Source organism: Kitasatospora sp. NPDC048545 (genome assembly GCF_040651155.1).
Classification (GTDB): Bacteria; Actinomycetota; Actinomycetes; order Streptomycetales; family Streptomycetaceae; genus Kitasatospora.
Genome location: NZ_JBEZIQ010000012.1, coordinates 89,665 through 115,954, shown reverse-complemented (window position 1 = coordinate 115,954; position 26,290 = coordinate 89,665). Strand labels below are relative to the sequence as shown.

General features: G+C 75.5%; 25 protein-coding genes and 1 pseudogene. 17 read left to right on the top strand and 9 right to left on the bottom strand.

The features are described 5' to 3' along the window. Positions 1-127: 127 nt before the first annotated feature. A complete protein-coding gene (locus AB0D10_RS14450) occupies positions 128-310 on the bottom strand; it encodes a hypothetical protein (protein ID WP_360255514.1) in 183 nt (60 codons plus the stop codon). A gap of 151 nt (positions 311-461) precedes the next feature. After that, entirely contained in the window at positions 462-2,078 is a 1,617-nt protein-coding gene (locus AB0D10_RS14445; RefSeq protein WP_360255511.1) for an AMP-binding protein, read from the bottom strand. Positions 2,079-2,387: 309 nt separating this feature from the next. Between AB0D10_RS14445 and AB0D10_RS14440 the strand changes: the two genes are divergently transcribed. Further along, complete coding sequence (locus AB0D10_RS14440) at positions 2,388-2,981, top strand: AAA family ATPase (protein ID WP_360255676.1); 594 nt, start codon at positions 2,388-2,390, stop codon at positions 2,979-2,981. 2 nt (positions 2,982-2,983) lie between these two features. Here the strand turns inward: AB0D10_RS14440 and AB0D10_RS14435 are convergent. Then, a pseudogene (locus AB0D10_RS14435) lies at positions 2,984-3,190 on the bottom strand (hypothetical protein). Positions 3,191-3,460: 270 nt separating this feature from the next. Between AB0D10_RS14435 and AB0D10_RS14430 the strand changes: the two are divergent. The 8 genes from AB0D10_RS14430 (at position 3,461) to AB0D10_RS14395 (ending at position 12,623) form a co-directional block, all read left to right on the top strand. Then, complete coding sequence (locus AB0D10_RS14430; protein WP_360255509.1) at positions 3,461-4,708, top strand: serpin family protein; 1,248 nt, start codon at positions 3,461-3,463, stop codon at positions 4,706-4,708. 182 nt (positions 4,709-4,890) lie between these two features. Further along, on the top strand, positions 4,891-5,643 hold the full coding sequence (locus AB0D10_RS14425) for an alpha/beta fold hydrolase (RefSeq protein ID WP_360255507.1): 753 nt from the start codon (positions 4,891-4,893) through the stop codon (positions 5,641-5,643). A 110-nt stretch (positions 5,644-5,753) separates the two neighbouring features. Beyond that, the gene (locus tag AB0D10_RS14420) at positions 5,754-6,998 is read left to right on the top strand and encodes a styrene monooxygenase/indole monooxygenase family protein (protein ID WP_360255505.1); all 1,245 of its coding nucleotides are present in this window, start codon (positions 5,754-5,756) and stop codon (positions 6,996-6,998) included. Positions 6,999-7,558: 560 nt separating this feature from the next. Beyond that, a complete protein-coding gene (locus AB0D10_RS14415) occupies positions 7,559-8,014 on the top strand; it encodes an archease (RefSeq protein ID WP_360255502.1) in 456 nt (151 codons plus the stop codon). 100 nt (positions 8,015-8,114) lie between these two features. After that, positions 8,115-9,542 carry an RtcB family protein gene (locus tag AB0D10_RS14410; RefSeq protein ID WP_360255499.1) on the top strand — a complete coding sequence of 476 codons (1,428 nt, stop codon included), beginning with the start codon at positions 8,115-8,117 and terminating at the stop codon, positions 9,540-9,542. Between the two features lie 398 nt (positions 9,543-9,940). After that, positions 9,941-10,960, top strand: a complete 1,020-nt coding sequence (locus tag AB0D10_RS14405) for an ABC transporter ATP-binding protein (protein ID WP_360255496.1) — start codon at positions 9,941-9,943, stop codon at positions 10,958-10,960. Beyond that, positions 10,957-11,793: an ABC transporter permease subunit gene (locus AB0D10_RS14400; protein WP_360255494.1), complete on the top strand. Its 837-nt coding sequence runs from the start codon at positions 10,957-10,959 to the stop codon at positions 11,791-11,793. Before AB0D10_RS14405 ends, AB0D10_RS14400 begins: the two co-directional genes overlap by 4 nt. 221 nt (positions 11,794-12,014) lie before the next feature. Then, entirely contained in the window at positions 12,015-12,623 is a 609-nt protein-coding gene (locus AB0D10_RS14395) for a hypothetical protein (protein ID WP_360255492.1), read from the top strand. Here AB0D10_RS14395 and AB0D10_RS14390 read toward each other — a convergent pair. After that, positions 12,536-13,564 (bottom strand): LysR family transcriptional regulator, encoded by a 1,029-nt coding sequence (locus tag AB0D10_RS14390; RefSeq protein ID WP_360255489.1) that lies wholly within the window; start codon positions 13,562-13,564, stop codon positions 12,536-12,538. The genes AB0D10_RS14395 and AB0D10_RS14390 overlap by 88 nt on opposite strands. 175 nt (positions 13,565-13,739) lie before the next feature. Here AB0D10_RS14390 and AB0D10_RS14385 point away from each other — a divergent pair, with 175 nt between their 5' ends. From AB0D10_RS14385 to AB0D10_RS14355, 7 genes are all read left to right on the top strand, one after another. After that, a complete protein-coding gene (locus AB0D10_RS14385) occupies positions 13,740-14,411 on the top strand; it encodes a type 1 glutamine amidotransferase domain-containing protein (protein WP_360255674.1) in 672 nt (223 codons plus the stop codon). A gap of 204 nt (positions 14,412-14,615) precedes the next feature. Beyond that, on the top strand, positions 14,616-15,692 hold the full coding sequence (locus tag AB0D10_RS14380; RefSeq protein WP_360255487.1) for a TIGR03617 family F420-dependent LLM class oxidoreductase: 1,077 nt from the start codon (positions 14,616-14,618) through the stop codon (positions 15,690-15,692). A gap of 268 nt (positions 15,693-15,960) precedes the next feature. Beyond that, positions 15,961-16,353: a hypothetical protein gene (locus AB0D10_RS14375; RefSeq protein WP_360255485.1), complete on the top strand. Its 393-nt coding sequence runs from the start codon at positions 15,961-15,963 to the stop codon at positions 16,351-16,353. Beyond that, on the top strand, positions 16,350-18,164 hold the full coding sequence (locus AB0D10_RS14370) for a GMC family oxidoreductase (protein WP_360255483.1): 1,815 nt from the start codon (positions 16,350-16,352) through the stop codon (positions 18,162-18,164). Before AB0D10_RS14375 ends, AB0D10_RS14370 begins: the two co-directional genes overlap by 4 nt. Further along, positions 18,161-19,003, top strand: a complete 843-nt coding sequence (locus tag AB0D10_RS14365) for a hypothetical protein (RefSeq protein WP_360255481.1) — start codon at positions 18,161-18,163, stop codon at positions 19,001-19,003. The genes AB0D10_RS14370 and AB0D10_RS14365 overlap by 4 nt, the downstream gene beginning before the upstream one ends. Then, a complete protein-coding gene (locus tag AB0D10_RS14360; RefSeq protein ID WP_360255479.1) occupies positions 19,000-19,659 on the top strand; it encodes a DUF402 domain-containing protein in 660 nt (219 codons plus the stop codon). Before AB0D10_RS14365 ends, AB0D10_RS14360 begins: the two co-directional genes overlap by 4 nt. A 33-nt stretch (positions 19,660-19,692) precedes the next feature. Then, positions 19,693-20,253: a hypothetical protein gene (locus AB0D10_RS14355; protein ID WP_360255477.1), complete on the top strand. Its 561-nt coding sequence runs from the start codon at positions 19,693-19,695 to the stop codon at positions 20,251-20,253. Here AB0D10_RS14355 and AB0D10_RS14350 read toward each other — a convergent pair. The 5 genes from AB0D10_RS14350 to AB0D10_RS14330 form a co-directional block, all read right to left on the bottom strand. Continuing rightward, on the bottom strand, positions 20,219-21,265 hold the full coding sequence (locus tag AB0D10_RS14350; RefSeq protein ID WP_360255475.1) for a bile acid:sodium symporter family protein: 1,047 nt from the start codon (positions 21,263-21,265) through the stop codon (positions 20,219-20,221). The genes AB0D10_RS14355 and AB0D10_RS14350 overlap by 35 nt on opposite strands. 116 nt (positions 21,266-21,381) lie before the next feature. Further along, positions 21,382-21,699: a hypothetical protein gene (locus tag AB0D10_RS14345; protein ID WP_360255473.1), complete on the bottom strand. Its 318-nt coding sequence runs from the start codon at positions 21,697-21,699 to the stop codon at positions 21,382-21,384. Next, positions 21,696-22,583 carry an isocitrate lyase/PEP mutase family protein gene (locus AB0D10_RS14340; protein ID WP_360255471.1) on the bottom strand — a complete coding sequence of 296 codons (888 nt, stop codon included), beginning with the start codon at positions 22,581-22,583 and terminating at the stop codon, positions 21,696-21,698. Before AB0D10_RS14340 ends, AB0D10_RS14345 begins: the two co-directional genes overlap by 4 nt. A 464-nt stretch (positions 22,584-23,047) precedes the next feature. Next, positions 23,048-23,917: a class I SAM-dependent methyltransferase gene (locus AB0D10_RS14335; protein WP_360255469.1), complete on the bottom strand. Its 870-nt coding sequence runs from the start codon at positions 23,915-23,917 to the stop codon at positions 23,048-23,050. Between the two features lie 177 nt (positions 23,918-24,094). Continuing rightward, positions 24,095-24,637 carry a PadR family transcriptional regulator gene (locus AB0D10_RS14330; RefSeq protein ID WP_360255672.1) on the bottom strand — a complete coding sequence of 181 codons (543 nt, stop codon included), beginning with the start codon at positions 24,635-24,637 and terminating at the stop codon, positions 24,095-24,097. Between the two features lie 154 nt (positions 24,638-24,791). Between AB0D10_RS14330 and AB0D10_RS14325 the strand changes: the two genes are divergently transcribed. Continuing rightward, positions 24,792-26,231 (top strand): MATE family efflux transporter, encoded by a 1,440-nt coding sequence (locus AB0D10_RS14325; protein WP_360255466.1) that lies wholly within the window; start codon positions 24,792-24,794, stop codon positions 26,229-26,231. Positions 26,232-26,290: the final 59 nt, after the last annotated feature.

Here is a 26,290-nt window from a genome sequence, read left to right as displayed (position 1 = left end):
GGGTCCGGCCTCCGGTGGCCGGGTCACGGGTCGTCGGCTTCCGGTGGCCGGGTCACGGGTCGCCGGCTTCCGGTGGCCGGGCGCCGGTTTCGGGGAGACGGCTTCCGGGCGACGGCGGCCCACGGTGTCAGTCGTCGTCGCCCATCCGCCGGAAGAGGCCGCTGTTCTCGGCGTCCGAACGGAGGTCGGGCGGTGTCTCCTCCGCGGCGCGCTCGCCGCGCGACGCGGAGGTGCACAGGGCGAAGACGAGCAGGGCACTGGCCGCCACGGCGAGGATGCCCAGTGCGGTCAGGACGCGTAGCCAGGTCAAGGTAGTGCCTCCTGGGGGACGGTGCGGGGAACGCTGCCGGGGATGTATCGGCAGGCGGGCCCGCACGGTCGAGTGCCCACGGACGGTTCTTCCCGCCGGGTGCCGGGCGAGCGGTGGCCCGCTTGGGCGCTCGAAGCACGGCCGGGGCGTGTCACGCCCCCTCGCGCGCCCCTGCAGTGGCGGCGGTCCGGCCGCTGCCGCCGGTCGGGCCCTTGCCGCCGCCGGTCGGGCCCCTCCAGTTGCCGGGGCGGCCGCGGTCGGCCGCCAGGGCGCGCAGGAGGCCGAGGTCCGGCTTCCCGAGGCCGTTCAGCGGGATGGCGGGCAGCAGGAGGACGGTGTCCGGCGCGCACCGCGTGCCGCCGTGCTCCCGGCTCCAGCGCCGCAGTTGCCCGGCCGTCGTCCGGGAACCCTCCGCGAGGGCCACCGCGGCGTGGACCCGCTCCAGCCGGTCCGGGTCGGTGGTCGTGAACATCACCGCCTCGTGGACGTCCGGGTGGGCGCGCAGCGGCTCCTCGACCTCGCGGGGGAACACATTGTGCCCCTCGACGATCGCCATCGGATCCCGCCGCCCCGCCACCGTCAGGTAGCCGGCGGCGTCCAGGCTGCCCAGGTCACCGGTGTGCAGCCAGCCGTCCCGCAGCATCGCGGCGGTCGACTCCGGGTCGCGCCAGTAGCCGACCATCGCCGTCGGCGTACGGACGCAGATCTCCCCGGTCCGCCCCGGGGGCAGCTCCGCCCCGTCCTCGTCCAGGACACGCACCCCGGTGTCCGGGTACGGGCGCCCGGCGGTGACCAGCAGCCGGGGGTCCAGGTGCTCGTCCGGGCTCAGCCGGGCGACCGGCCCGCACTCCGTCAGGCTGTAGGTCTGGTGCAGCACCCGGCCCAGCCGCCGGGTCGCCTCCGCCAGCCGCCGGGGCGAGGGCGGGCAGCCGGTGTAGCCGACCCGGCGCAGGCTGCCGGTCTCGGTCGCGGGTAGCAGGGGATGGTCCAGCAGCCGGTACAACAGGTGCGGCGGCAGGTACATCCGGGACACCCGGAACCGCTCGACCGCCGCCAGCACGGCCCCGGCGTCGAAGCCCTCCTGCAGCACCACCGTGCCGCCCGCCGCCAGCGCGAGGTCGGCGGTCGTGCCGCCGCCGTGGCAGAGCGGCGTGCACAGCAGGAACGTCGAACCGGCCGGCAGCAGCGGGCGCGGCGGCCGCGCGAAGCGCCGCAGCACGCCCTTCGGCCGTCCGGTGGTGCCGCCGGTGAACCGCACCGCCATCACGTCCTCGGGCCCGTACCGGGGGGCGAACGGGGCGGCGGAACAGTCGGCGGCGAGCCCCAGCAGGTCCTCGCCGAGCCCGAGCGGCGCCGGGCCGAGGGACAGCAGGGCGGCCCCGGGCACGGCACGCGCGACCCCGGCGGCCGCGGGCGAGCAACGCAGGGGGTCGAAGACCAGCGCCGAGGTCCCGGCGAACTCCGCCAGCGCCACCTGCTCCGCCACCGGTCCGTCCGGGAACGGCATCGCCACCCGGCAGCCCAGCAGGTTCGCGGCGAGCCGCACCAGCAGCGCCTCCGGCCGGTTCCCGGCCAGCACCGTCACCCCGTCCCCACGCCCCAGCCCGACCCGCTCCAGCGCCCGGGCCGTGCGGTGGACCGCGTCCAGGCAGTCCTGCCCGGTCAGCGAGGACTCCCCGGCAACCCCGGACCGGACCGCCATCCGCCCCGGGTCCCGCGCCAGCCCGTCCAGCACCAGCCCGGTGTACGTCGAAGCCACATCCGCCATGACCCGCCTCCCGTCTGACGGTGCGTCAGCCTAGTGGACGGGCGGCCCGGGAGCGCACCGCGGTCGCCCGGATCCACAGGAGCACCGTCGGCCGGGCGCGGACCGGGCTGCCGGACCGGACGCGGCGCCTGGGCACCATCGCCGGGAGCAGCCCCCGGTGCGGGGGTGCCGGCGCGCGGGTGACGGCGAGGGCCGGGGGTTGACGAGGGGCAGCCGCGCGCAGTTGTTAGGGTTCCCGGTCGGACGGAAACGGGGGAAGCGGGGGAAACGGTGGGCGGCGGGGTGGACGCGGTCGTGGTGCCGCACGCGGTGGTCGACCTGCGGGGCGAGGCCGGGGCGGGGTTCGTCGTGGCCTACCCGGCGGACGCCGTCGTGGTCGTGTCCGGTCTGCCGGGCGCCGGGAAGAGCACGCTGCTGCGCCGGTGGTCCGGGACGGCGGTGCGCGCGGTGGACCCGCGGACCGTGCACGAGGCCTGCGAGGCGGTGATGCCGGCGAGCCTGCCGTACGCGGTCTACCGGCCGTGGGCCCGGCTGGAGCACTTCCGGCTGCTGCGCTCCTCGGTGCGGCGCGGCGGGCCGCTGCTGGTGCACGACTGCGGCAGCCGCGCCTGGATGCGGCGCTGGCTGGCCCGGGAGGCCGGCCGCCGCGGTCGCGAACTGCACCTGGTGCTGCTGGACGTCGGCGCGGCCACGGCGCTGGACGGCCAGCGAGCCCGCGGCCGGCACTCCTCCAGCCGGGTGTTCGCCCGCCACCACCGCGGCCTGGAACGGCTGTTGGACGCCTTCACCCGGCACGTGCGCGTCGGCGGGCCGCTGCCGACGCCCGAGGCCTCCTCGGTGCTGCTGCTGGACGCCGCCTCCCGCTCCCGCGCCGAGGCGGTGCGCTTCGGGGTGGACCGCTGAGCTCAGCGGTGGGCGCGGCGCTCGGCCTCGGCGTGCCACCAGCCGGGTGGGGAGGGCCCATCGACGGCGGCGGTGGGCTGCTCGGGGTGGAGCCCCAGTGGGCGCAGGGCATCGGCCGAGACCTGGACGTCGAACCAGCCGCGTCAGTGTCCGTCCGGGCCGATCCCACAGGTCAGGCCCCAGCGCACCGAGTTCGTGGCGAACGGCATCCAGTCGATGCCCCGGTCGCGCAGTCAAGCGCGGACGGCGGCCCACGGGGTGAGGCGGCCGGGCAGGTTCTCGTAGGCGGCGACGGTGATCCAGTCGGTGTCGGGCTCGCGCATGGGGACATCCTGCCAGGGCGCGGCGCCGCCGGGGCCGGAAAATCCGCTCGCACCGGGCCCGCCCCCGGCCCTACGCTCGGCGCGCCGGACGCGCAACGCGCAACGCGCAACGCGCAACGCGCAACGCAACACGCACCACGGAGCGCAGGGGGACGGATGGGCAAGGCCGGAGCCGTACGGGCGGCCAACGCACTGGGCGTGCGATGGGTCGAGCGGACCGACCCGGCGGAGGGGACGGTCCTGATGCCGGCCGGTGTCTGGCCGCTGCTCGGGCTGCTGGCCCCGGCCGGGAGCCCCGAGGTCCGGGGCGAGTTGGCGCAGGCGCTCGGCATGCCGCCGGAGGCCGCCGCCGACCGTGCCCGGGACCTCCTCGGCCTGCTGCGGGACGTCCCGGCGGTCGGCTCCGCGCTCGGCCTCTGGACCTCGCGGCGCCTGCGGCCGCGCCCCGAGTGGCTGTCCGGGCTCCCGCCGGCCCTGCACCGGCGGCTGACCGGTGACGTGCCGGAGGACCGTCGGCAGCTGGACGCCTGGGCCAGGAACGCCACGGACGGCCTGATCGACGCGATGCCGGTGGAGGTGGACCGGGACACCCGGCTGGTGCTGGCCGCCGCACTCACCGTCCGCACCGACTGGATCCGCCGCTTCGACGAGGTCCACGGCGTGCCGTACGGCGTGGACGACGCCTGGGGCGAGCCCGTCCGCTACCTGTCGCGGTGGACGTCGATGCTCGACCGGGTCGCCGTCCTGGAGACGCCGGCGGGCCTCGTCACCGAGGCCAGGGTGCTCGGCTACGGCGACATCAGTGTCCACCTGCTGCTCGGCGAGCCCGACGCCCGGCCCGGCCGGGTGCTGGCCGCCGGGATCGAGGTGCTGGGCCAACGACACCGGCGTACCACCGCCGACCGCCTGCCCGACGGCGCCCCCGGCCCCGGTCTCACGATCGCCCGGATCGCGCGGTACCAGCCGGAGGACCTGCTCTCGGTGATCGTCCCGCAGTTCACCGTCGAGGCCGACCACGACCTGCTGGCCCACAAGGCGGTCTTCGGCCTGAAGACGCTGAGCGCCCGCTCCGAGACCGAGCACCGGCTGCCCGGCCTCGCGGACGGCGAGCCGCTGTACCTGAACAGCGCCCGCCAGCGGGCCACCGCCACCTTCGGCCCGCGCGGCTTCCGGGCCGCCTCGGTGACCGCCCTCGGGGTGGCGATCGGCGCCGCCGCGACGACCCGCCGCCCGCCCTACCAGCAGCGGATCGCCCGGGTCGGCTTCGGTCGCCCCTTCGGCTTCCTCGCGGTCCACCGCACCTCCGGTCTGGTCCTCGCGGCGGGCTGGGTCACCGAGCCGGACCGGGAGGCCGAGCGTGAGCCGGAGACCGACCCGTGGGAGGAGTGGCAGGAGGAGGACTGACGGACGGACGGGGAACCGAGGGACGAACGGGGAACCGACGGACGGAACCGACGGGTGGGGGACGGACGGATGGATGGCCGTCGGCCGGCCGGGGTGCGTGATCACCACAACACCCCGTGGCGGCCTGCGCGCTGACAGACTGGGAACAGCACAGTCCGTCACGGAGAGAGGCCACACCCCGCATGCCCAGCAGCGCTGCCGTCGACAACCCGTGGTTCCGCCGGTTCAACCCGTCCGACTCCGCGCCCGCCCGGGTCGTGATCTTCCCGCACGCCGGCGGCTCGGCCAGCTACTACCTGGAGTACGCCAACGCGCTGGCGCCGCACGCGGACGTGCTCGCCGTCCAGTACCCGGGCCGGCAGAACCGCTTCCTGGAGCCGACGATCAGCTCCGTGGACGAACTCGCCGACGAGCTGTTCCGCGAGCTGCAGGACTGGACGGACCGGCCGTTCCTCTTCTTCGGCCACAGCATGGGCGCGGCCGTCGCCTTCGAGACCGCGCGGCGCTTCGAGCGCCACGGCGTGAAGGGGCCCGAGCGGCTGTTCGTCTCGGCGGGCCGCGCGCCCTCGCTTCCCCGGGACAGCGAGGTGCACACGCTGCCGGACGACGAACTGTTCGCCGAGATCGTCGAACTCGGCGGCACCGACGAGCGGATCCTCGACATCCCCGCGCTGAAGGAACTGATCCTGCCCGCCCTGCGGGCCGACTACACCGCCATCGAGACGTACCGCTGCGCCCGGGACGCGACCGTGTCGGTGCCGATCACCGGCCTGGTGGGGGAGACCGACCCGAACGCCACGGTGGAGCAGGTCGGCCAGTGGGACCGGCACACGACCGGCGGCTTCGACCTGCGAGTCTTCCCGGGCGGGCACTTCTACCTGGCCGACCGGATCGCCGAGGTCGTGCAGCTGGTCGTCAGCCGCCTGCACGGCTGAGCCTGCCCGGAACCGGCCCTCCGCACGGGTGACCGAACCCCGTCGGCTCGGCTACTGTGCCAGCGTGACGGGCCGTCAGCGGACGGTCAGCAGAGCACCGGGAGGCCGTGTTGCGCCGGATCGCCGTCGTCGGAGCGGGCCAGGCCGGCCTGCAGTTCGCGCTCGGGCTGGTGGCGGACGGGTACGAGGTGACGCTGGTCGCCGAACGCACCCCCGAGCAGGTGCGCGGCGGTCGGGTGCTGTCCACCCAGGCGATGTTCGGCCCGGCGCTGCGGATCGAGGCGGCGGCCGGGCTGGACCTCTGGGCGGACCGGGCGCCCGCCGTCTCCTCGGTCGACGCGGTGCTGGTGGCGCCGCCCGCCGTCCGGGCGCTGGAGTTCACCATGACGCTCGACGAGCCCGCCCAGTCGGTGGACCAGCGGCTCAAGCTGGCCGGGTGGCTGGAGCTGCTGGCGGAGCGCGGTGCCCGGGTCGAGTACCGCGCGCTGGACCGGGAGGGACTGCACGAACTGGCCCGCCGGCACGAGCTGACCGTGGTCGCGGCCGGGCGCGGCGAACTGGCCGGGATCTTCGACCGCGACGCCGGCCGCTCGCCGTTCGACCGGCCGCAGCGGAACCTGTCCTGCCTGTACGCGCACGGCGTCGACGCGCCCGACCCGGCCGCTGGGCCCAGGGCCCGGATGCACGCCTTGCCCGGCCTGGGGGAGCTGTACCTGCAGCCGGCGCTCACCCACTCCGGTCCCTGCTCGGTCCTGCTGTGGGAGGCGCTGCCCGGCAGCCCGCTGGACGTGTTCGGCGACGACCCGGCGCCCGACGTCCGACTGGCCAGGATCCGCGCCCTGTTGGGCGAGTACCTCCCGTGGGAGGCGGAGCTCTGGAGGGCCGCCGAGCCGACCGACGCCGGGGCCGGGCTGTCCGGCGCGGTCACCCCGACGGTCCGCCGCACGGTGGCCGAACTGGGATCGGGCGTGGACGCCGTCCACGTGCTGGGCCTCGGCGACGCGGTGGTGGTGAACGACCCGATCACCGGCCAGGGCGCCAACAGCGCGGCCCGCGCCGCGGAGGCCTGCCGGCGGGCCGTCGTCGAGCACGGCGACGCCCCGTTCACGGCCGACTGGATGTGCCGCACCGCCGAGCGGTTCTGGCAGCAGCACGCCCGCCACGCCGTCGGGTTCACCGCCACGATGCTGACCATGCCGGACCACCTGCAGGGTGTGTTCGCGGCCGCCGCCGAGCGCGAGGAGGTCGCCCGCCGCCTCGCCAACACCTACGCCGAGCCGAGCGACCACGCCGCCTGGCTGGCCACCCCCGACCTGACCGCCGCGTATCTCGCCCCGCAGGGCACCGCGCCGTAGTTGTCGGGTGGGACGCCTCCCGCGTGAGCGCGCAGGAGCGGGCCGAACTGTCCGGCCTCGCGAAGGCCCTTCATGGTCGATCCGTTCGAGGCCGACATCCTCCCGGGATTCCGGGGCGACCTCGACGAGGAGGACCGGGACCGCCCGCTGGACGACATCGCCGGCGCCCTGCCGGACCTCGTCGACCGCGGCCGGATCGAGGTCCGGCGGATCGCGCCCTGGGTCTCACCGACCAGCGAGGAGGGGTACGGGCTCGGAGACCCGGCGCCGGTGGACCGTCTCGCGACCGTCCTGGGGACGAGTCCGGGTGGGAGCCCCCGGCGGACGGCACCTGGGTCGGCGCCCTTGATTCCGGTCGAGAGCGACGCCGGGAAGCGAGACCGACGCCGGGAAGAGGGGCAGCCGCCGCTCGCCGGGGACGGGGACGACGGGGACGGGGACCCGCTGGGGTCCGCCGCACTTGCCCCCGGGCCGTTCCCAGGACGACGCTGGAGGGGAGGACGGCAACGGGTTCGCGAAGCCGCGGGTCCGGGAAGCAGCGGGTTCGGGAGGCGTCTCCCGTGGACGGACACGAGCCCGCGGGCCGGTCCGGGAGCGGTCACCGCAGCGTGCCGCACACGGCCGACCTGCGGGTGGAGGCCTGGGCGCCGACGGCCGAGGGCTGCATCGGCGAGCTGGTGCACGGTGTCGTGCACAGCTTCGCCGACCTGAGCGGTGCGCGGATCGTCGGCGAGCGCGGCTGCACCGTCGTCGCGGCGAGCGACGTGGACCTGCTGGCGGGCGTCCTGGAGGAGGTCGTGTACCGGATGGACGCGCACGGCGAACTGCCCGTCGCCGTGGCGGTCGGCGGCATCGAGGGGCCGGACGGCGCCCGGACCGTCGCGGTGCGGTTCCGGATGGCGGACACCGCGACCGCGGCCCTGGTCGGAGCCGTGCCGAAGGCCGTCTCGCTGCACGACCTGGACCTGTGCGCCGGGCCGCACGGCTGGACCTGCCGGGTCACCGTGGACGTCTGAGCCCGGGGAGTGCCGGAGCGCCGGAGCAACCGGGCGCCGGAGCAGTCGAGCGGCGGATACCGCGGCAGCGGGCGCCGTCCGCGGGAACGGGGTGAGCGAGGTGGAGATCGCACTGACCGAGGCGGGCCGGCACCGCTGGCGGATCGAACCGCGCCCGCCGATGCGGGTGCCCGGCATCGTGTTCGCGTCCGCCGCACTGCTGCCGCAGGCCGCCGGGGACAAGGCGCTGGAACAGGTGGCCAACGTGGCGACCCTGCCCGGGATCGTCCGCGCCTCCTACGCGATGCCCGACGTGCACTGGGGCTACGGCTTCCCGATCGGCGGGGTCGCGGCCACCGACGTCGCCCGGGGCGGGGTGGTCTCGCCCGGCGGGGTGGGCTTCGACATCTCCTGCGGGGTCCGGCTGCTGGCGGCCGGCGTCGCCCGGCACGAACTGGACCACGAGCGGATCCGCCGCCTGATGGACCTGCTGGATCGCACCGTCCCGCGCGGCCTCGGCCGGGGCGGACTGTGGCAGCTGTCCGGGCCGGGGGAACTGGACGAGCTGCTGCTCGGCGGTGCCCGCTACGCCGTCGAGCACGGCCACGGCGTGCCGCGCGACCTGGAACGCTGCGAGGACGGAGGGGTGCTGGACGGCGCGGCCCCGGGGGAGGTGAGCACCCGGGCCGTCGAGCGGGGGCTGCAGCAGGTCGGCAGCCTCGGCTCGGCCAACCACTTCCTGGAGGTACAGGCCGTCGACCGGGTGATCGACCCGGAAACCGCGGCCGCCTTCGGACTGCGGCCCGGCCAGGTCTGCGTCATGATCCACTGCGGCTCGCGCGGCCTCGGCCACCAGATCTGCACCGACCACGTGCGCGCCATGGACCGCGAACTGCACCACCACCGGATCGACCTGCCGGACCGCCAACTCGCCTGCACCCCGGTCGACTCGCCGCGCGGCCGCGCCTACCTGGGCGCGATGACCGCCGCCGCCAACTACGGCCGCGCCAACCGGCAACTCCTCTCCGAGGCGGCCCGCCGCGCCTTCGCCACCGCGCTCGGCGTCGGACTGGAGCTGGTCTACGACGTCTCGCACAACCTCGCCAAGCTGGAGACCCACGAGGTGGACGGCGCGCCCCGGACGCTGTGCGTCCACCGCAAGGGCGCCACCCGAGCGCTGCCGCCCGGAGACCCCGACCTGCCCGCCGACCTCGTCGACGCCGGCCAACCGGTGCTGGTGCCCGGCACCATGGGCACCGCCTCGTACGTCATGGTCGGCCTGCCCGGCAACGAGGCCTTCCGCTCCGCCTGCCACGGCGCCGGCCGGGTGCTGAGCCGGCACCAGGCACTGCGCACGGTGCGCGGCGAGCAGCTCGGGAGCGATTTGGAGGCGCGGGGCATCGCGGTGCGCCCCGCCTCGTGGCGGGCGCTGGCCGAGGAGACCCCCGAGGCCTACAAGGACGTCGACGCGGTCGCCGCCGTCACGGAGGCGGCCGGGCTGGCCCGGCAGGTCGTGAGGCTGGTGCCGCTGGGCGTGTGCAAGGGGTGAACCGGGTGCCCGCCGCCCGCCTTCGCTTCCGCCGCTGCTTGCCCCCTGCCCGCTCTCTGCCCGTCGCCGGTCCGCCGCCCGTCGCCGGTCCGCCGCCCGCCTCCGGTCCGCCGCCCGCCGCCGGTCCGCCGCCCGCCTCCGGTCCGCCGCCCGCCTCCGGTCCGCCGCCCGCCGCCGGTCCGCCGCCCGCCTCCGGTCCGCCGCCCGCCTCCGGTCCGCCGCCCGCCTCCGGTCCGCCGCCCGCCTCCGGTCCGCCGCCCGCCTCCGGTCCGCGCGTCGGGGCGGGCCGCCGGTCCGTGTCCGGGGCCGGGCTGCACCCGGTCGTCCCGGCCGGGTCTCTCGACAGGCCGTCCCGCGGGCGCTTTGATGGCCGACGCACCCGTCACAGGAGGTGGTCCATGCCAGGCAACGGAACCGGGCCGGTGATCGAGCTGACCTCGCTCACCAAGCGGTACGGCAGCACGGTCGGCATCGAGGGACTGGACGTGTCCGTGGCGGCCGGCGAGGTGTTCGGCCTGCTCGGCCCCAACGGCGCCGGGAAGACCACCACCCTGCGCTGCCTGGTCGGCCTGCTCGGCCCGACCGGCGGCCGGGTGCGGGTGCTGGGCCTGGACCCGGTGGCCGACCACCGTCGGCTCGCCCCCTCGATCGGCTACCTGCCCGGCGAACTGCGGCTCTACCCCGAACTCACCGGGCGCCAGACCCTCGACCTGCTCGCCGCCCTCCAGGGCGCCCCGGTGCCGCGCCAAGGGGAGCTGTGCGAACGGCTGAAGCTCTCCCGGGCCGATCTGGCGCGCCCGGTGGGGGAGTACTCGCGTGGCATGAAGCAGAAGCTCGGGCTCGTCCAGGCGCTCCAGCACCGGCCCGCCGTCGTGGTGCTGGACGAGCCGAGCGAGGGGCTGGACCCGCTGGTCCAGGAGACCTTCTACGAGTTGCTCGCCGAGGAGACGGCCGCCGGGCGGACCGTCCTGCTCTCCAGCCACGTGCTGCCCGAGGTGCAGCGCACCTGCGGCCGGGTCGCCATCGTGCGGCACGGCCGGCTGGTGACCGTCCGCTCGGTCGCCGAACTGCGCGAGGCCCGGGCCCGGAAGGTCCGGCTGGTCCTCGCTGACGGGCTGGGCGCCCGGCCGCTCGGCGCCGCCGAGCGGTGGTCCCCGCGCTGGGACGGCGGGCGGGTCGAACTGCTGGTGCCGCCGGACGAGGTGGTCCCGGCCGTGCGCGGCCTGCTGGCCGAACTGCCGGTGGCCGACCTGACCGTGGAGGAGGCGGGCCTGGACGAGGCCTTCCTCGACCTCTACCGCTCGGACGACGACGGCTCGGACGACGACCGTGCGACCGGCGACCCCGATGTCCGGAGCCGTGCCGGCGGCGCCCGTCCGACCGGCGCCCGTCCGCCGACGACCGAGGAGCAGTCGTGAACCCGGGCACCGTCAGCCGCCGCCTCCCCCTGGTCTGGCTCGCCCTGCACCGGCGCCGCCGGATGCTGCTGTCGCTGCTGCTGGGCATGGTCGTCTTCGAGACCCTGATCGTGGTGATCGCCGGGACCGTCGCGCCGGGCGACCTCTTCGGCGCCGCCCGCCGCAACCCGCCCGGTGCCTTCAAGGCGTTCAGCGGTTCCAACGGCGACATCTCCATCGCCAGCTACCCCGGACTGCTCGGCGCCGGACTCACCCACCCGTTCTGGATCGCCCTCCAGCTCACCGTGATCGGCTCGCTCGGTGCCGCCGCCGTCGCGGCCGACGTCGAATCCGGCACCATCGAGCTGCTGATGACCCGCCCGGTCTCCCGGCGCCGGCTGCTCGCCGAACGGGCGGGTGCCATGATCGCCGCCTCGGTGCTGCTCAACGCCGCCGCCACGCTGACCATCGCACTCGGGGTGGCGTTTTCCCCGAAGCTGCGCGCCGCCGTCCCGGAGGGCGCGGTGTTCACGGCCGGATTGCTCGGCTGCGCCCTCGCGTTCTGCCTGACCGGGCCGGTGCTGGCGGTGTCCGCGCTCAGCCGGCGGCGGGCGTACGTGGTCGGTGCGGCGGTCGTCTTCGGGGCGGTCGGCTTCGCGCTCAACTTCGTCGCGCTGGCCTGGGCGCCGGCCCGGCCGCTGCGCTACCTCAGCCCGTTCCACTACTACGCCCCGGGCGACGTGCTCGGCCACGGCGGGGTGCCGTGGGCGGCGCTGGGCGTGCTGATCGGGGTCGGCCTGCTCGGTCTGCTGGCGGCGTTCCGGCTGCTGGAACGCCGGGACCTGGCGATCTGACCCGGACGGTGCCGGTCGACCGGCACCCCGGTGCAGCGGCCGGGGCGCCGCTCCGGCATGCTGTACCCCCGCCGACCCGGCGGTGATGATCATTCTGCGCGGACGGACCGATGGACAGCAGCGACGACAGACCCGCCCCGCCCCGCGGGGCGCGGCGCCCGCCGACCCGGCGGACGGCCCGCCCGACAGCCCGTGCGACGGACGGCCCGGGGACCCGGCGGGTGCCCAGGGCCCGGGTGGCGGCGCTCCTGGTGGCCGCGGCGCTGGCGGGCTGGGGTGCCGCCACCGCCCCGGACTGGAACGGGCCGTGTGACCCGGGCTTCCCCGGCGTGGACGAACTGCGGGATGCCCTGCCGGTCTTCGCCTGCTTCACCGTGGGCGACCGGACGGCCGCCGGCTACCGGCTCGACGTCCGCTACTCGGGGAAGGAACACGACCCGGAGGAGGCCCTGTCCGTCGCCCGTCAGGAGGCCGGGGTGTTCTGGCAGCGCTTCCCCTACCCGGTGTCGGGCGTGCACATCGACACCACGGCGGCATTCGGCGAGTCGGCGGTCAAGCAGGTGACGCTGGACGCGGGCGAGTTGACGTCGCGGTTCGGCCCACAGTCGGCCGGGCCGGGCGCGCGCTTCCCCGGACAGCCGGTCGGGCGCACCGAGGTCGTGCTGTGGGCGGTGTGCGGCGCGCTGCTCGCCGTGGCGGCGGGACTGCTGCGCCGCCGTCGGCCGGGTCGGCGGTCCGGGGCTCAGCAGGCGCGGGCCGCCGCCAGCAGGTGTTCGCGGACCAGGGCGACGTGGGGGTTGGCGGACCCGGCCGGCCGCCGGACCAGGTAGGCGGTGTTGATCGGCGGGTCGGCCGGCTCGTGCAGCAACCGCAGCGCTCCGGAGGCGAGTTCGGCCCGGCAGAGGTAGCCGGGCAGGACGCTCCAGCCCGCGCCCGCCGTCACCGCCGCCAGCACCGCCCGCAGGTCCGGCACGGTGAGTGCGGCCCGGGCGTGCAGCCGCCGGTCGAAGACGTGCCGCCAGTAGCGGCGGGCGATCGGCAGGTCCTCGGCGTAGCTGAGCAGCGGCACCTCGGCCAGTGCCTCGGGCAGGTCCCGGCCGGCCAGCCGGTCGGCCCAAGCGGGTGCGGCGACCAGGACGAACTCCTCGTCGGCCAGCGGTTCGGAGAGCAGCGTGCGGCCGCGCGGACGCCGGGTGGCGATCACCAGGTCGTGCCGACCGGCCCGCAGTTCCTCCAGCAGCGGGTCCGTCAGCCCGCCGGTCACCCGGAGCCGGACGCCCTCGGCGACCAGCGGTGCGAGCTCCGCCAGCAGGACGGTGCCGAGGAACTCCGCCGGCCCGGCCAGGTGGACCGGCTCCGGGACGCCACCGCCGCGTCCGTCGGCGAGGCCCGCCAGCTGGTCCAGCGGGACCGCCAGGCGGGCGGCGAGGTCGTCGGCATATGGCAGCGGACTGACCCCGCGCGCCCGGCGCTCGAACAGCTCCCGGCCGAGCCGCTGCTCCAGCGTGCGGATCTGCGCGGTCACCGTGGACTGGGACAGGCCCAGCAGGTGTGCGGCCGCGGTGAAGGATCCGGCGCGGTGCACGGCGAGGAAGGTCCGCAGCTGGTTGAGGTCCAGCGGGCCGGAGCCGGGGAGCAGCCGGTCCTCCGTGCTCGGGCGGCTCGTGCTCGGGCGGCTCGTGGTGGGGCGGTTCGTGGTGGGGCTGCTCGTGGTGGGGCTGCTCGTCGTCCGACCGCTCGCCGTCCGATCGCTCGTCGTCCGATCGCTCATGCCGCGAGGGTACGGGATCCCGATGGCTGGGCCGACCGTGCGAGGCATCGGAATTCCGATGCCTCGCATCGCGTGGCCCATTGGTTCCCGTGGGCCCGCCGGGTCTAGCGTCGACGGTGTGAGCGCCGCGGCGGGGGTCGTCGCGGCGAGGAACGCACCACTGGAGGCACCCACGATGGCCGACATCCTGTTCGTCCTGACCGGCTCGGACGTCTGGACCCTGAACGACGGCACCAAGCACCCGACCGGCTTCTGGGCGGAGGAGGCCGTCGTCCCGTACCAGGCCCTGACCGCGGCCGGGCACCGGGTCGTCGTCGCCACGCCGGGTGGCGTCGTCCCGGTCGCCGACCGGGCCAGCCTGACCGACCCGGCGATCGCCTCGGCGCTGGAGGCGATCGAGGAGTTCCGCCGGCCGCGCGTGCTGGCCGGGACCGACCCGGCCGACTACGACGCCGTCTTCTACCCGGGCGGCCACGGCCCGATGGAGGACCTGGCGGTCGACGCCGACTCCGGCCGGCTGCTGACCGCGGCACTGGCGTCCGGCCGCCCGCTCGGCGTGGTCTGCCACGGCCCGGCCGCGCTGCTCGCCGCCCGCACCGAGGACGGCGGTTCGCCGTTCGCCGGGTACCGGCTGACCGGCTTCACCAACGCCGAGGAGACCCAGGCCGGTCTGGCGGACCGGGCGCCCTGGCTGCTCCAGGACCGGCTGGTCGCCCTCGGCGCGGACTTCCGGGAGGGCGAGGCCTGGGCGCCGCACGTGGTGGTCGACCGCAACCTGGTGACCGGCCAGAACCCGGCCTCCTCCGCGCTGGTGGCCGCCGAACTGCTGAAGCTGCTGCAGGCGTAGCCGCCGCGGGCCGGCCCGCCCGGGCGGTGTGCCAGTCGGTGGTGCGCCCGGGCGGTGCGTCCGTCGGTGGTGCGCCCGGGCGGTGCGTCCGTCGGTGGTGCGTCCGTCGGTGATGCGCCCAGCCGCCGGGCTCGGGCCGGCCGGCGCCGACGGTCGTGGCAGGCTGCCCGGGTAGCACCGCCGCCCGTGACCAGGAGCACCGCCATGGACCGACCCGCCGCCCCCCGCCCTGCCGCCCTCCGACCCGCCGCCCTCCGCCTCGACGCCACCGCCTCCGGACACCCGGCGGGCATCCTGGACGCCGCCGAGCGCGCCGAACGCCGGGGCATGGACCGGCTGGTGGTCGCCGAGACGGCGTACGACCCGTTCCTCCAGCTGGCCCGCGCCGCCGACCGGACCACGTCGATCGAACTGGCCACCGGCATCGCGGTGGCCTTCGCCCGCACCCCGATGACGCTCGCCTACCAGGCGTGGGGGCTGCACGCGGCCTCCGGCGGACGGGCCGTCATCGGGCTGGGCTCCCAGGTCAAGCCGCACATCGAGAAGCGCTTCGGGATGCCCTGGGACCGTCCGGCCGCCCGGATGCGCGAGTACGTGCACGCGGTGCGGGCGATCTGGCACAGCTGGCAGACCGGTGAACGGCTGCGCTTCCGGGGCGAGTTCTACACCCACACGGTGATGACGCCGGTCTTCTCGCCCGACCCGGTCCCGGCCGGGGTGCCGCGGATCCTGCTGGCGGGCGTCGGGCCGCTGATGACCCGCACCGCCGGGGCGGTGGCCGACGGTTTCCTGAGCCACCCGTTCTCCTCCACCGCGTACCTGGCCGAGCAGGTGCTGCCCGGCCTGACCGAGGAGCGGGCGCGGGCCGAGGCGGAGGGCGCCGCGTGGACGGAGCGGCCGTTCGAGGTCGTCGGAAACGTGCTCACCGCCGTCGGACGCACCGAGGAGGAACTGGCGGCCGGCCGCGCCGCGACGCGCGAGCGGCTCGCCTTCTACGCCTCCACGCCGGCCTACCGTCCGGTGCTGGCGCAGCACGGCTGGGAGGACCTGCAGGAGGAGTTGCACGCCCACTCGGTGCGCGGGCGCTGGGCGGAGATGGCCGCGCTGATCGACGACGAGGTGTTCGACGCCTTCGCGGTGTCCGGTTCGGTCGAGGAAGTGGCCCGGGAGGTGCGGCGCCGGTACGCGGGCCTGGTCACCCGGCTCTCCGTCAGCCTGCCCGAGGACGCGGACCCGGAGCTGGGCCTGGACGTCCTGGCAGCGGTGCGCTCCCTGGACTGACGTCCGGAGCGCGGGCCGTGCAGTGCGGCACCGACCGGTGTGGTCCGGAAACGGGCGGGACACGAACGATGTGGGTCGTCGATCGGGCGATGGGTGATCAAGTCCGGGCAGATTCGGGCAACGGGTTTCCGGTGGTGAGGGCGGGAGGCAGGATCGCGGTGACAGGCCGGGCCAGGCGATGAGGCGTGGCCCTCCGGGCCTGTCATGTCTTGGCCAGCCGTTCCTTCCCTGGCCATCCGCTGCCGATCGTGGGGGTACCCGCGTGTCCGTGTCCGACGACCGCCCCGCCGACTACGACCTCGCGGAGCGCTGGGACCCCGTCGAGGCCGCCGAGGCCGACGAGTTGGCCGACCTGGACGAGTTCCTGCGCGTCTGCGCCGAGCTCACGGGCTTCGACGTGCCCGAACTGCGCGCCACCGGCATGGCGGACGAGCACCACCGCACTGTGCTGGCCCACCGGGTCCGGGATGAGCACGCCCTCGTCCACCTCTGGTACGTCGGCGCCTGGCCCGGCGAGGCGCCCGGCTCCGCCCGCGCCCACGACCGGGGCCTGGTCTGGCGGACCTTCCGGGCCGCCCCGCCCGGGGCCGCCGCGCCCGGGTACGGCAGCTGGGCCGACGCGCCCCGGGGCGCGTCGGCCCGAGGGGACGAGAGCCGGTGACCGCCCACTGGGACGCCGTCGTGGTCGGCGCCGGCTTCGCCGGGAGCCTGGTCGCCCACCGCCTCGGCGCACAAGGGTGGCGGGTGCTCGTCCTGGAGGCGGGACGACCCGCGCCCACCAGTGCCGAAGCCTCGGCCGCCCACCGCGCGGCCGGCGGCGGACCACCCACCTCGCCCTACCCGCACAACCCCGAGGCGCCGTCACCCGACGTCACCGACCTCACCGGACTGCCCGGCGGCGGCTTCACCGCCACCGGACACCTCCGCCAGTACGGGCCGCTGCCGTACGCCAGCGGCTACCTGCGCGCCAACGGCGGCACAGGCCTGCTCTGGACCGGACTCGCCCCGCGCATGCACCCCGAGGACTTCCGCACCGGCGACCTCGGACACGGCCGCAACTGGCCGATCGGCTACCACGACCTGGAGCCGCACTACCGCGACGCCGAGTACGAACTCGGTGTCGCCGCCGACGCCGGGGAGCAGCGCAGCGCCGTCGGACTGCCCATCCCCGACGACTACGCCTTCCCGATGCGCGCCATTCCCGCCAGCTTCCTCGACCGGCAGCTGGCCGGCGCCCTCGACGGCCGGACCGTCCGCGACCCCGTCGTGCCCGGGCCCGCCCGGCTCGCCGTCACCCACACCCCGCACGCCCGCAACGGGGTGCGGACCACCGGGGTGCCGGTCCGTCCCGGCTCCGCCGACGGACCGCTCTGCGCGGGCAGCGCCGGCTGTGTCCCGGCCTGCCCGAGCGGCGCCAAGTACACCCCGCTGCGCACCCAGGCACGCTGGGCTTCCGGGGTCGAGCTGCGCACCGGGGCCGTGGTCGCCCGGGTGCTCGCCGACCCGCGGACCGGGCGCGCCGGGGGAGTCGAGTACCTGTCCGGCGGTGCGACCCACCGGGTGGCGGCGGACCTGGTGGTGCTCGCCGCGCACGCGATCGAGAACGCCCGGCTGCTGCTGCTCTCCGGTCTGGCCGAGCGCAGCGACCAGGTCGGGCGCAACCTGATGGACCACCCGGCCCTGCTCACCTGGGGCCTGATGCCCCGCCCGGTCGGCCCCCACCGGGGGCCCGGCTCCACCAGCGGCCTGGAGGCCTTCCGCTTCGGCCCCGGCCGCGACCGCCGGGCCCCGTTCCGGATCGAGATCGGCAACTGGGGCTGGTCCTGGGCCGGTGGGCCGCCGGAGGCGGAGGCCGCCGCGATGCTCGCCGCCGGACTGCGCGGCAAGGAACTGCGCGAACGCCTCGGCGACCGGCTCGGCCGCCAGTTCTCGCTCCAGTTCGAACTGGAACAGCCCGCCGACCCGGCCAACCGGGTCACCCTCGACCCGGACCGGCGCGACCCGCTCGGCCTCCCCGCGCCGGCCGTCCGCTACGACCTGTCCGACTACGTCCGCGAGGGCATGGCCTCCGCCCGGGCCGTCTCCGACCAGCTCTTCGCCCTGCTGGGCGCCGAGGACCACACCGCCTACCCGGCGGAGGGCTGGCCGGGCCGGCTGGAGCACCGGGGAGCGGTCCACGGCTACCGGGGCGCGGGCCACGCCGGCGGCACCCACATCATGGGCGACTCGCCCGCCACCTCCGTGGTCGACCACTGGCAGCGCTGCTGGGACCACCCCAACCTGTACGCCGTCGGCTGCGGCTCCATGCCCTCGCTCGGCACCTCCAACCCCTCGCTCACCATGGCCGCGCTGGCGCTGCGCAGCGCCGAGCGGATGCACCGGGACCTGCTGGAGCTGCACCGGCCGGCGACCGTCACGACACCGGCCACGTCCCGTACCCCCGAACCCCCTTCGTCCTCGGAGCCCTCATGACCGGCCTGCCGCTGCCGCCCGTACCGGAGCCGTACCACCTGCCGTTCCACTACGGCGCGCTGCACAACATCGGCGTCGACTACCTGGTCGACCACGAGCGGGCCCGCGAACTGCTCGGCAAGCGCCACCCCGGGCTGCAGGCCGCCGCGTTCGACGGCGGGGCCTGCGTGTCGCTGAACTACCAGCTCTACTTCGCCCAGTACCCGAACGGCGGCGGCATCACCCAGGAGTTGGAGATCAACCTGATCGCCCACCCGCTGTTCGCCGAGGACCGGATCCCGGTGGTCAACTACGGCCAGTACGCCCGGGGGTACGACCAGACCAAACTGCTCGGCATCGCCCGGCTGCACGTGCTCTGCGACAACCTGCTGGCCATCGACGCCGGACGCCGGCTCTACGCCGAGCCCAAGCACCCGGGCTGGTTCGAGACCACGCTGCCCTCCCTCAACGCGCCCGCCGTGCGCGAACGCTGGATCGTGTCCTGCCGCCGCGCCGGCCTCGGGCCCGACGGGCTGGACCGCCACGACAAGGAACTCCTCGCCCTGGACGTGAACCTGGCCGGCCTCACCCCCGAAGCGGTCAACAACACCCCGATCACCGGCTACGGCACCGACGACGAGGGCAAGCTTCTCGCCGGGCCGCTCACCGTGTACCAGCCCTACCGCTACTACGCCCTGGACGACCGCACCGCCGACCGCGTCCGGCTCGACCTCGGCAACCCCGCCGAGGAGTCCGCCCGCGACCTCGCCCACCTGATCGCCGACGCCCCGGCCGCCGGGGTCTGGACCTACCAGTCCCCGCCGGTCGCCGCCCACAACCGGGCCTACTACGTCCGGTGACCGCGGAGCGCTTCACCCCCGGGAGTACCGCCGTCCGCCGGGACATCGCGTACGGCCGGGTCTGGACGGCCATGCCGTACACCGTCCTCGCCGACGACGGCGCCGACCTGACGATGACCGCCCGCCCCGGCATCGCGAGCCTGGCCCCGTCGAGCTGGACCACATCGCGGCGGGCGGGCGACGTCGCGGTCCGCAAGCGCGGCATCGACGACCTCGCCGCCGGGCAGTGGGAACTCGACCACTGGGTCTGGCGCGACACCGTGGTGCTCAGCCGGTTCGTCGCCGGCGAGCCGTACAGCGTGCACCGCTTCCTGACGCCCGAGGGCCGGCCGCTGCGCTGGTACGTCAACTTCGAGCGTCCCTACCGGCGGACGGCCATCGGCATCGACACCCTCGACCTCTTCCTGGACCTGGTGATCACCCCCGATCTGGCGACGCACACCTGGAAGGACGAGGACGAGTACGCCCAGGCCCGGCGCCTCGGCCTGATCGACGAGGCCACCCACCGTCAGGTGGAGCGCGCCCGTGAGGCAGCCCTCGCCCAACTCCTGGACCGCAGCGGACCGTTCGCCCCCGCCCCGGACGCCTGGACGATGCCGCCCCCGGGTCCACTGCCCGTCCTGCCGGCCGCGACCCTCAGCACCCCCGCGGGGTGAGTCGGCGGCTGCCTGCTAGGGTCACGCCTCGACATGAACGACACCAACCCGACGGGCACCGCGGACACGACGGGTACCGCGAACGCGACCGGCAATGCGGACCCGACGGGTACCGCGGCGAGGGCCCTGGTGAACGCCGCGGACGCGATGGACGACATCGAGGCGCTCGGCCACCTGCATGACGGCGGAGACTACCGGCGGCTGGCTGAACGGACCTCGAACCCGGACGTGCTGCGCCGACTGGCCCAGGGCGAGTACCCGTTCGTCTGGCACGCGATCGCCAAGAACGCCGCCGCGCCCACCGACCTGCTGGTCTCGCTGTCCCTCCGGCGCAACACCACCTGGAACGAGAACTTCCTGCTCGAACTGATCGCCGCGCACCCCGCCCTCACGGTCGAGGCGTTGGACGGGTTCATCGATCTCCTGGCCACGCGGCTGAGGGAGGACGCGCGCCCGTACGCGGCGGTGCTGGAACTGGCCCGGAGGCCGGAGCCCACGGCCGAGCGGCTGCACTGGCTGGTGCACCTGCCCGGGGCCTCGGCCCGGTTGCGCCGGGGAGTCACCCGGGTGCTGGTGGCACGGCCGGACCGGTGAGCGCGGACGGCGCCTCTCCATCGGCCTGATGCGCGCCGGGCCGATCCGTGGGTGCGGCTGCGGCCGGCACCCGGGACCAGCGCCCGGCGAGGACCGTTCCGACCACCAGCTGCAGTTGGTGGTAGAGCATCAGTGGCAGCACCATCAGCCCCGCCTGCGACCCGAACAGGACCGTGGCCATCGGCAGGCCGTTGGCCAGGCTCTTCTGCGAACCGCACAGCACGGCCGCGATGCTCGCGGACCGGTCGAGCCCCAGCAGCCGCGCCCCGAGTGCGGTGGCCGCGAGAGCGGCGGCGAGCAGGGAAAGCAGCACCGCGAGGAGCCCGAGCAGGGCGGCCGGCGTGGCCAGGCGCCAGATGCCCTGGGCCACCGCCGCGCTGAACGCCGTGTAGACCACGAGCAGGATCGACACGCGGTCCACCGGGGCCAGGGCCCGCCGGTGACGGTCCAGCAGCCCGCCGATCCACGTTCGCAGCAGCTGCCCCAGCAGGAACGGGGCGAGCAGTTGGAGCCCGATCCGCAGCAGGCCGTCGGCGGACAGCTCCGTGTGCGAGCCCAGCAGCCGGGCCGCCAGCAGCGGGGTGAGGAACAGCCCCGCCAGGCCGGAGTAGGTGCCCGCGCAGATCGCCGCCGGGACGTCGCCCCCGGCGGCGCCGGTGAGCGCCACCGAGGACTGCACCGTCGAGGGCACCAGGCAGAGGAACAGCACCCCGGTCTGCAGCGGTGCGGTCAGCGGTACCGGGGTGAGCAGTGCCGTGGCGAGCCCGAGCAGCGGGAAGAGGACGAAGGTGGCGGCCAGGACCAGCCCGTGCAACCGCAGGTGCCGCAGACCGGCCAGCGTCTCGTGGGTCGAGAGCCGGGCGCCGTAGAGGAAGAACAGCAGTGTCACCGCGAGGTCGCAGGCCGACCCGGCGACCCGCGCCGACCCGCCGGAGGCCGGGAACAGCGCGGCCAGGCCGACCGTCCCGGCCAACGCCGCCAGGTACGGATCGAGCCACCGGGGCACCTGCACACGCGCGCCAAGCGCAGGCCGGTGTTGCCCCTGGCGGCGTTGCCCGTGCCGGCGTTGCCCGTGCCGACGCTGCCCCGGCGGTCGCTCCGGCTGGTCCCAGCCTGCCGGACGGTCGGTCACGGACCGCCTCCCGTCACCGGGCGGCGCGCGGGCCCGGCCAGTGGCGCCGGACCCAGGAGACCGCCGACCAGCGAGCCCGCGCCGTCGTGGTCGCTGCCCGCCGAACCGCTGCCGTTCTGGAGATTGGCCGTCCGGTCGATCTCCAGCCACGAATCGGCGTTGGAGTTGTCCACGACGGTGATCAGGGACCCGCCCGCCGCCGCGGGTGCGGCGCCGGCCGCGAGCAGGGCGCACGCTCCGGCCACCCCCAGCACACCGGCCCGCAGGGCGGCGGCCGCCGAGGGCGGGGCGGGCCCGCGCCGACCGGCCGTCACACCGTCACCGCCGTCAGCTCCCGGGAGCGGGCGATGTTCCGCTCCAGCAGCTCGGTGGACTCCCGCACGCCGATCTGCCGGTCCTCCTCCGCCGCGGCGGGCAGCCGCCCGTCGGCGACCTTCAGCCCGGCCAGCGCCTCCTCCATCGCCCGGTGCGCCGCGAACAGGCACGGTGTGCTGTAGATGGCGACGTCCACTCCCAGCTCCGTCAGCTCCGAGAGCGAAAGCCGGGGGGACTTGCCGCCCGCGATCTGGTTGAACAACAGCGGCTTGTCGCCGACCACCGCACGGATCCGGCGGATCCACTCCTCGCTGCGCACGCCGTCGACCAGCACCACGTCGGCGTCCGTCGCGGCGAGCGCCCGGGCGCGGCGCAGGATGTCCTCCTCCTCGGTGGCGTCGGTGCGGGCGACCACCACGAGGTCCGTCCGGTTGGCGAGGACGAGTTCCAGCTTCTCCAGGTACTCCTCCAGCGGGAGGACCTGCTTCCCGTCCGCGTGACCGCAGCGGCGCGGCCGCTTCTGGTCCTCCAGGATCACGCCCGAGGCGCCGATGCGTTCGAGCCTGCGCACGACGTGGCAGGCCACCTCGGGATCGACGTAGCCGTCGTCGATGTCGACCAGGAGGTGGTGCCGGGGGAAGGCGCCGCGCAGCCGCTCGACGAAGCCGACCATGTCCGGCCAGGCGATGAAGCCGATGTCGGGCAGCCCGTAGTAGGAGGCCGCGAAGCCGAAGCCGGAGACGAACATGCCGTTGTAGTGCTCGGCCGCGATGGAGGCCGAGTACATGTCGTAGACGCCGATCAGGGGCGTGGTGCCGGGGCCCGCGATCTCCGCGCGGAGGCGCTGTCCGGGGGCGTCCGTCGTCGTGGTTCCGTGGAACAAGGCCTTCTCCTCATCCGGATGACTTTGCCTGAACTTGGTGTCCGCTAGACCAAGCTGAGGTGTCATCACTATGTGGCCTTTAATGTTCCGTGGGCAAATCTTTAAAGGAGGTTCCTTCGTTGGAGTGAAGGTATCGGCGACAATAGGAAAGGCGTAAAAAACGTTCGTATGCCGCAGGGGGCGTCAAGGGTTCCGGGACGGGAAGGCCGGCGCGGCTGTTCGGGTGGTCGGGTGGCGCGCGAGGTGCGGCAGGTCCCGGCGGTCGACGGCCGCGAGGGGGTCGGCCGGGTGCCGGCCCGTACGTCCGGAGCGGGAGCGGGCACCGCCCGCTCCCGCCGACCGCCGGGCGCTGACCTGCGGCGGTCCGACGGTGGGCGGTCCGACGGCGGACGGGCGGGGCGGGGCAGGCGGACCGGCCAGGCGGGCGGACGGGCCGGGTGGGTGGAGAGGCCGGGCGGCAGGGTTCAGGCGCTGGCCACCGGCGGCGCCGCGCGCCGCTCGCGCAGCGTCCTGAGCATCCTGCGGGTCGCCTTGGTGGCGACGGGCGGCAGCAGCTCCAGCGCCAGCCGGCGCGGGGCGGAGCGCAGGACCGGGGCCTTGACCTGGTAGTTGAGGCGCAGGACGCGCGCCCCGGCGATGGTGTCCTCGTCCACCGTGTAGCCGTCGGACCGCCAGTCCCGCGCCAGCAGGACCTGCCGGGCCGCCGCGGCGTCGCCCCAGGTGCCGTAGAACTTCATCGGCGTGAGCAGGACCGGGCGCAGTCCGCCGGTGAAGACCGCCTCCCAGACCGCCGCCGAGACGCCGGGGGTGTGCTCGGAGCGGTAGTCGTCCAGCGCGACCAGGCCGTTCCCGGTGAGCGCGGCCCGCGCGACGGCGATGTCGCCGGCGACGTGCTCGTACAGGTGGGAGGCGTCGACGTGGACGAACCGGCAGCTGCCGGCCGGGATCCGGCCGTCGGCCAGTACCGAGGTGGGCGCCTGCACGATCTCGGGCAGTTCGCTGTGGAAGGCCAGGTAGTTGGCCTCGAAGGCGCTTCGGGTCAGCGTCTTCCGGTAGGACATGTCCATCTCGGCGGCGTTGTCCTCGTCGCCGGCTTCGGAGTCGAACAGGTCGCAGACCGTCAGCCGCTCGCCCGGCCGCAGGTGGTCGCCGAGCAGGACGGCGCTGCGGCCCAGGTAGCTGCCGAGCTCCAGGATGTCGCCGGTGACGCCGGCGGTGGTCTGGGCGGACAGCAGGTGGCCGAAGGCGGCCCGATCGAGACTGAAGAACCAGCCGGGGATGTCGTCCCGCTTCATCGGTGCGGGTCGGGCGGCTGTGGTCTCGGCAGTGGGCACGGCGGCCTCCAGGGGGACGGCGGGGCGCGGTGGCGGATCACGCCGCGGAGGGACGCCGAGGACGTGAGGCGGATCATCATAGCCACGCGGGGGCCCGCTGGGGCCAGGTGTGGAAGGACCTGATTCCGTTCGGCCGTTCGGGCGTCGGGGCGTTCCGGGAGGGCGGCGGCGTCCGGGTCAGGCGGGCCGTCCGGGGCGCTCCAGCTCCGTGATGGTCTCCGTCAGCCAGGCCCGCTCGGCGGCGGTGGAGGCCCGGGCGACGAGCAGCATGCCGCGCCGGAACGGATTGGGCTCCTGTTCGGCGCTGACCGGCCGGCCTTCCCCGTCGTAGAAGAAGCTGCTCGGCGCGTCCAGGAAGGCCAGCCGGCGGCGCAGGACGGCGGCCTGCCGGGCCGGGTCGGCGAGGTGGTGCAGGAACGTGGTGAGCGTGAAGAACCGGATCTGGTCGGTGATCTCGGCCTGTTCCGGGTCGGCCAGCCGCCGCAGTAGCTCGGCCCGGCCGTCCTCGGTCGGTTCCAGGGTCTGGCGCGGCGCTGCGCCGGTGCCGGGTTCGCTGCGGCGGGAGAGCAGGCCGGCCTTCTCCAGCCGGGCGATGGCGGGGTAGAGCGCGCCGTCGCTGACCGGCCGGACGTGCCCGGTCAGGCCGGTGATCCGGGACTTGAGTTCGTAGCCGTGCAGCGGCTGGTCGTACAGGAAGCCGAGGATCGCGAGGGTCAGCACGGTCGGGGCCCTTCCGTCGGAGCGCGCCGGTGGAGCGGTCATGATATCTCTTGCCGATGTACCTCGAATCGATGTATCTCTATTCGAGATGTCCGTCCGGGCTCCGGCCGAAGGGCCCCGAGCGGGCCCCGGACGGCGGAACAGGGGAGGAATCATGCGCGGGCATCTGTCCCGACTCACGGCGCTCGCCGTACCCGTCTACGCGGAACTGCTGTCCGGGGTGGTCGCCTCGGTGATCGGCACGCTCTGGGTGGCCGGCCTCGGCGGGGCCGCGGTCGCCGCCGTCACCTTGGCCGGAACCGTCGAGAACCTGCTCCTCGGGCTCGTCCTGGTGGTCGGCTCCGGCACCAGCGTCCGGCTGTCCCGCGCACTCGGCGCCGGCGACCACGACGAGGCCGCCCGCACCACCAGCGCCGCCTGGTGGCTCTGCGCCGCGGGCAGTCTCGCCCTCGCCGTCCCCGGCTTCCTGCTCCGCGACCGGCTCGCGGGCGCCTTCCTGGACGGCGAGGCCGCCGCCCACGCCGCCGCGTACCTCACCGTCGCCTTCCCGGCCTTCGCGCTGTTCTTCGGTCAGCGGGTCGCCGACGAACTGTTCAAGGGCGCGGGCGACACCCGCACCCCGATGCGGATCGCCCTGCTCTCCAACGCCCTGCTGCTCGTCCTCGACCCGCTGCTCATCCTCGGCGCCGGCCCGTTGCCCGCCCTCGGTGTACCGGGCGCCGCGCTGGCGCTGGCCGCCTCACGGGCGGTCGCCCTCGCCGTCACCCTGCGGCTGTTGGTGCGGCCGCAGCCGTGGCCCCGGCCGGCCCGGGCCGCCGGGGCAGTGCGCGCGGCGGCGGCGCGGATCGTGCGCGCGGGCACGCCGTTCGGCCTGGACTTCACCGCCCGGATGGCCGTCGGCACGGCCCAACTCGCGCTGCTGGCGGGCTTCGGCGTCGCGGCGGTGGCCGGCTACGGCGTCGGCTACCGGGTGCTGCTCGTCGTCACCATGGCCTTCTACGCGCTGCGTCAGGCCGCCGCGATCGAGGCCGCCCGCCTCACCGGGGCGGGGGAGGACGGCGCGCTGCGCACCCTGCACCGCGCCACCGGACGGCTGGCCGCGCTCGTCGGTGCGGTGGCGGCGGTGCTGTCCGCGACGCTCGCCGCCCCGCTGACCGCGCTGTTCACCGACGACCCGGCGGTGGCGGCGCAGTCCGTCGGGTTCCTGCGGATGGCGGCGCTCTACCTGCTCCCGTACGCGCTGGTGGTGGCCCTCGGCGGGTTCCACCAGGCGGCGGGTGCCGGCCGCCCGGTGGTGCTGTCCGTCCTGGCCGGCCTCGGCGCCCAACTCGTCACCTCGGCCGCGCTGTCGGGGCCCCTGGGAGTGTCGGGCGTCCGGCTCGGACCGGTGGTGGGCGCGGTCCTGCAGCTCGCCCTGCTGGCGGCCCTCGCACGGCCTCGGGCGTCGGCTGCACCGAAGCGACCGGCTGCACCGAAGCGACCGGCGGTACGGGAGCAACCGGCGGTACGGGAGCAGCCGTCGGCCTCGCGCCCCGCGCCCGCACCGCACCCGGCGCCGGCCGACGAACCGAGGGTGCTCCGAAGGGCCGAGTGACCCGCGGCGGCCGCGGCGCCCGCCGAGTCGCCGCCCCGGACCGGCGCGGGCACGGAGGG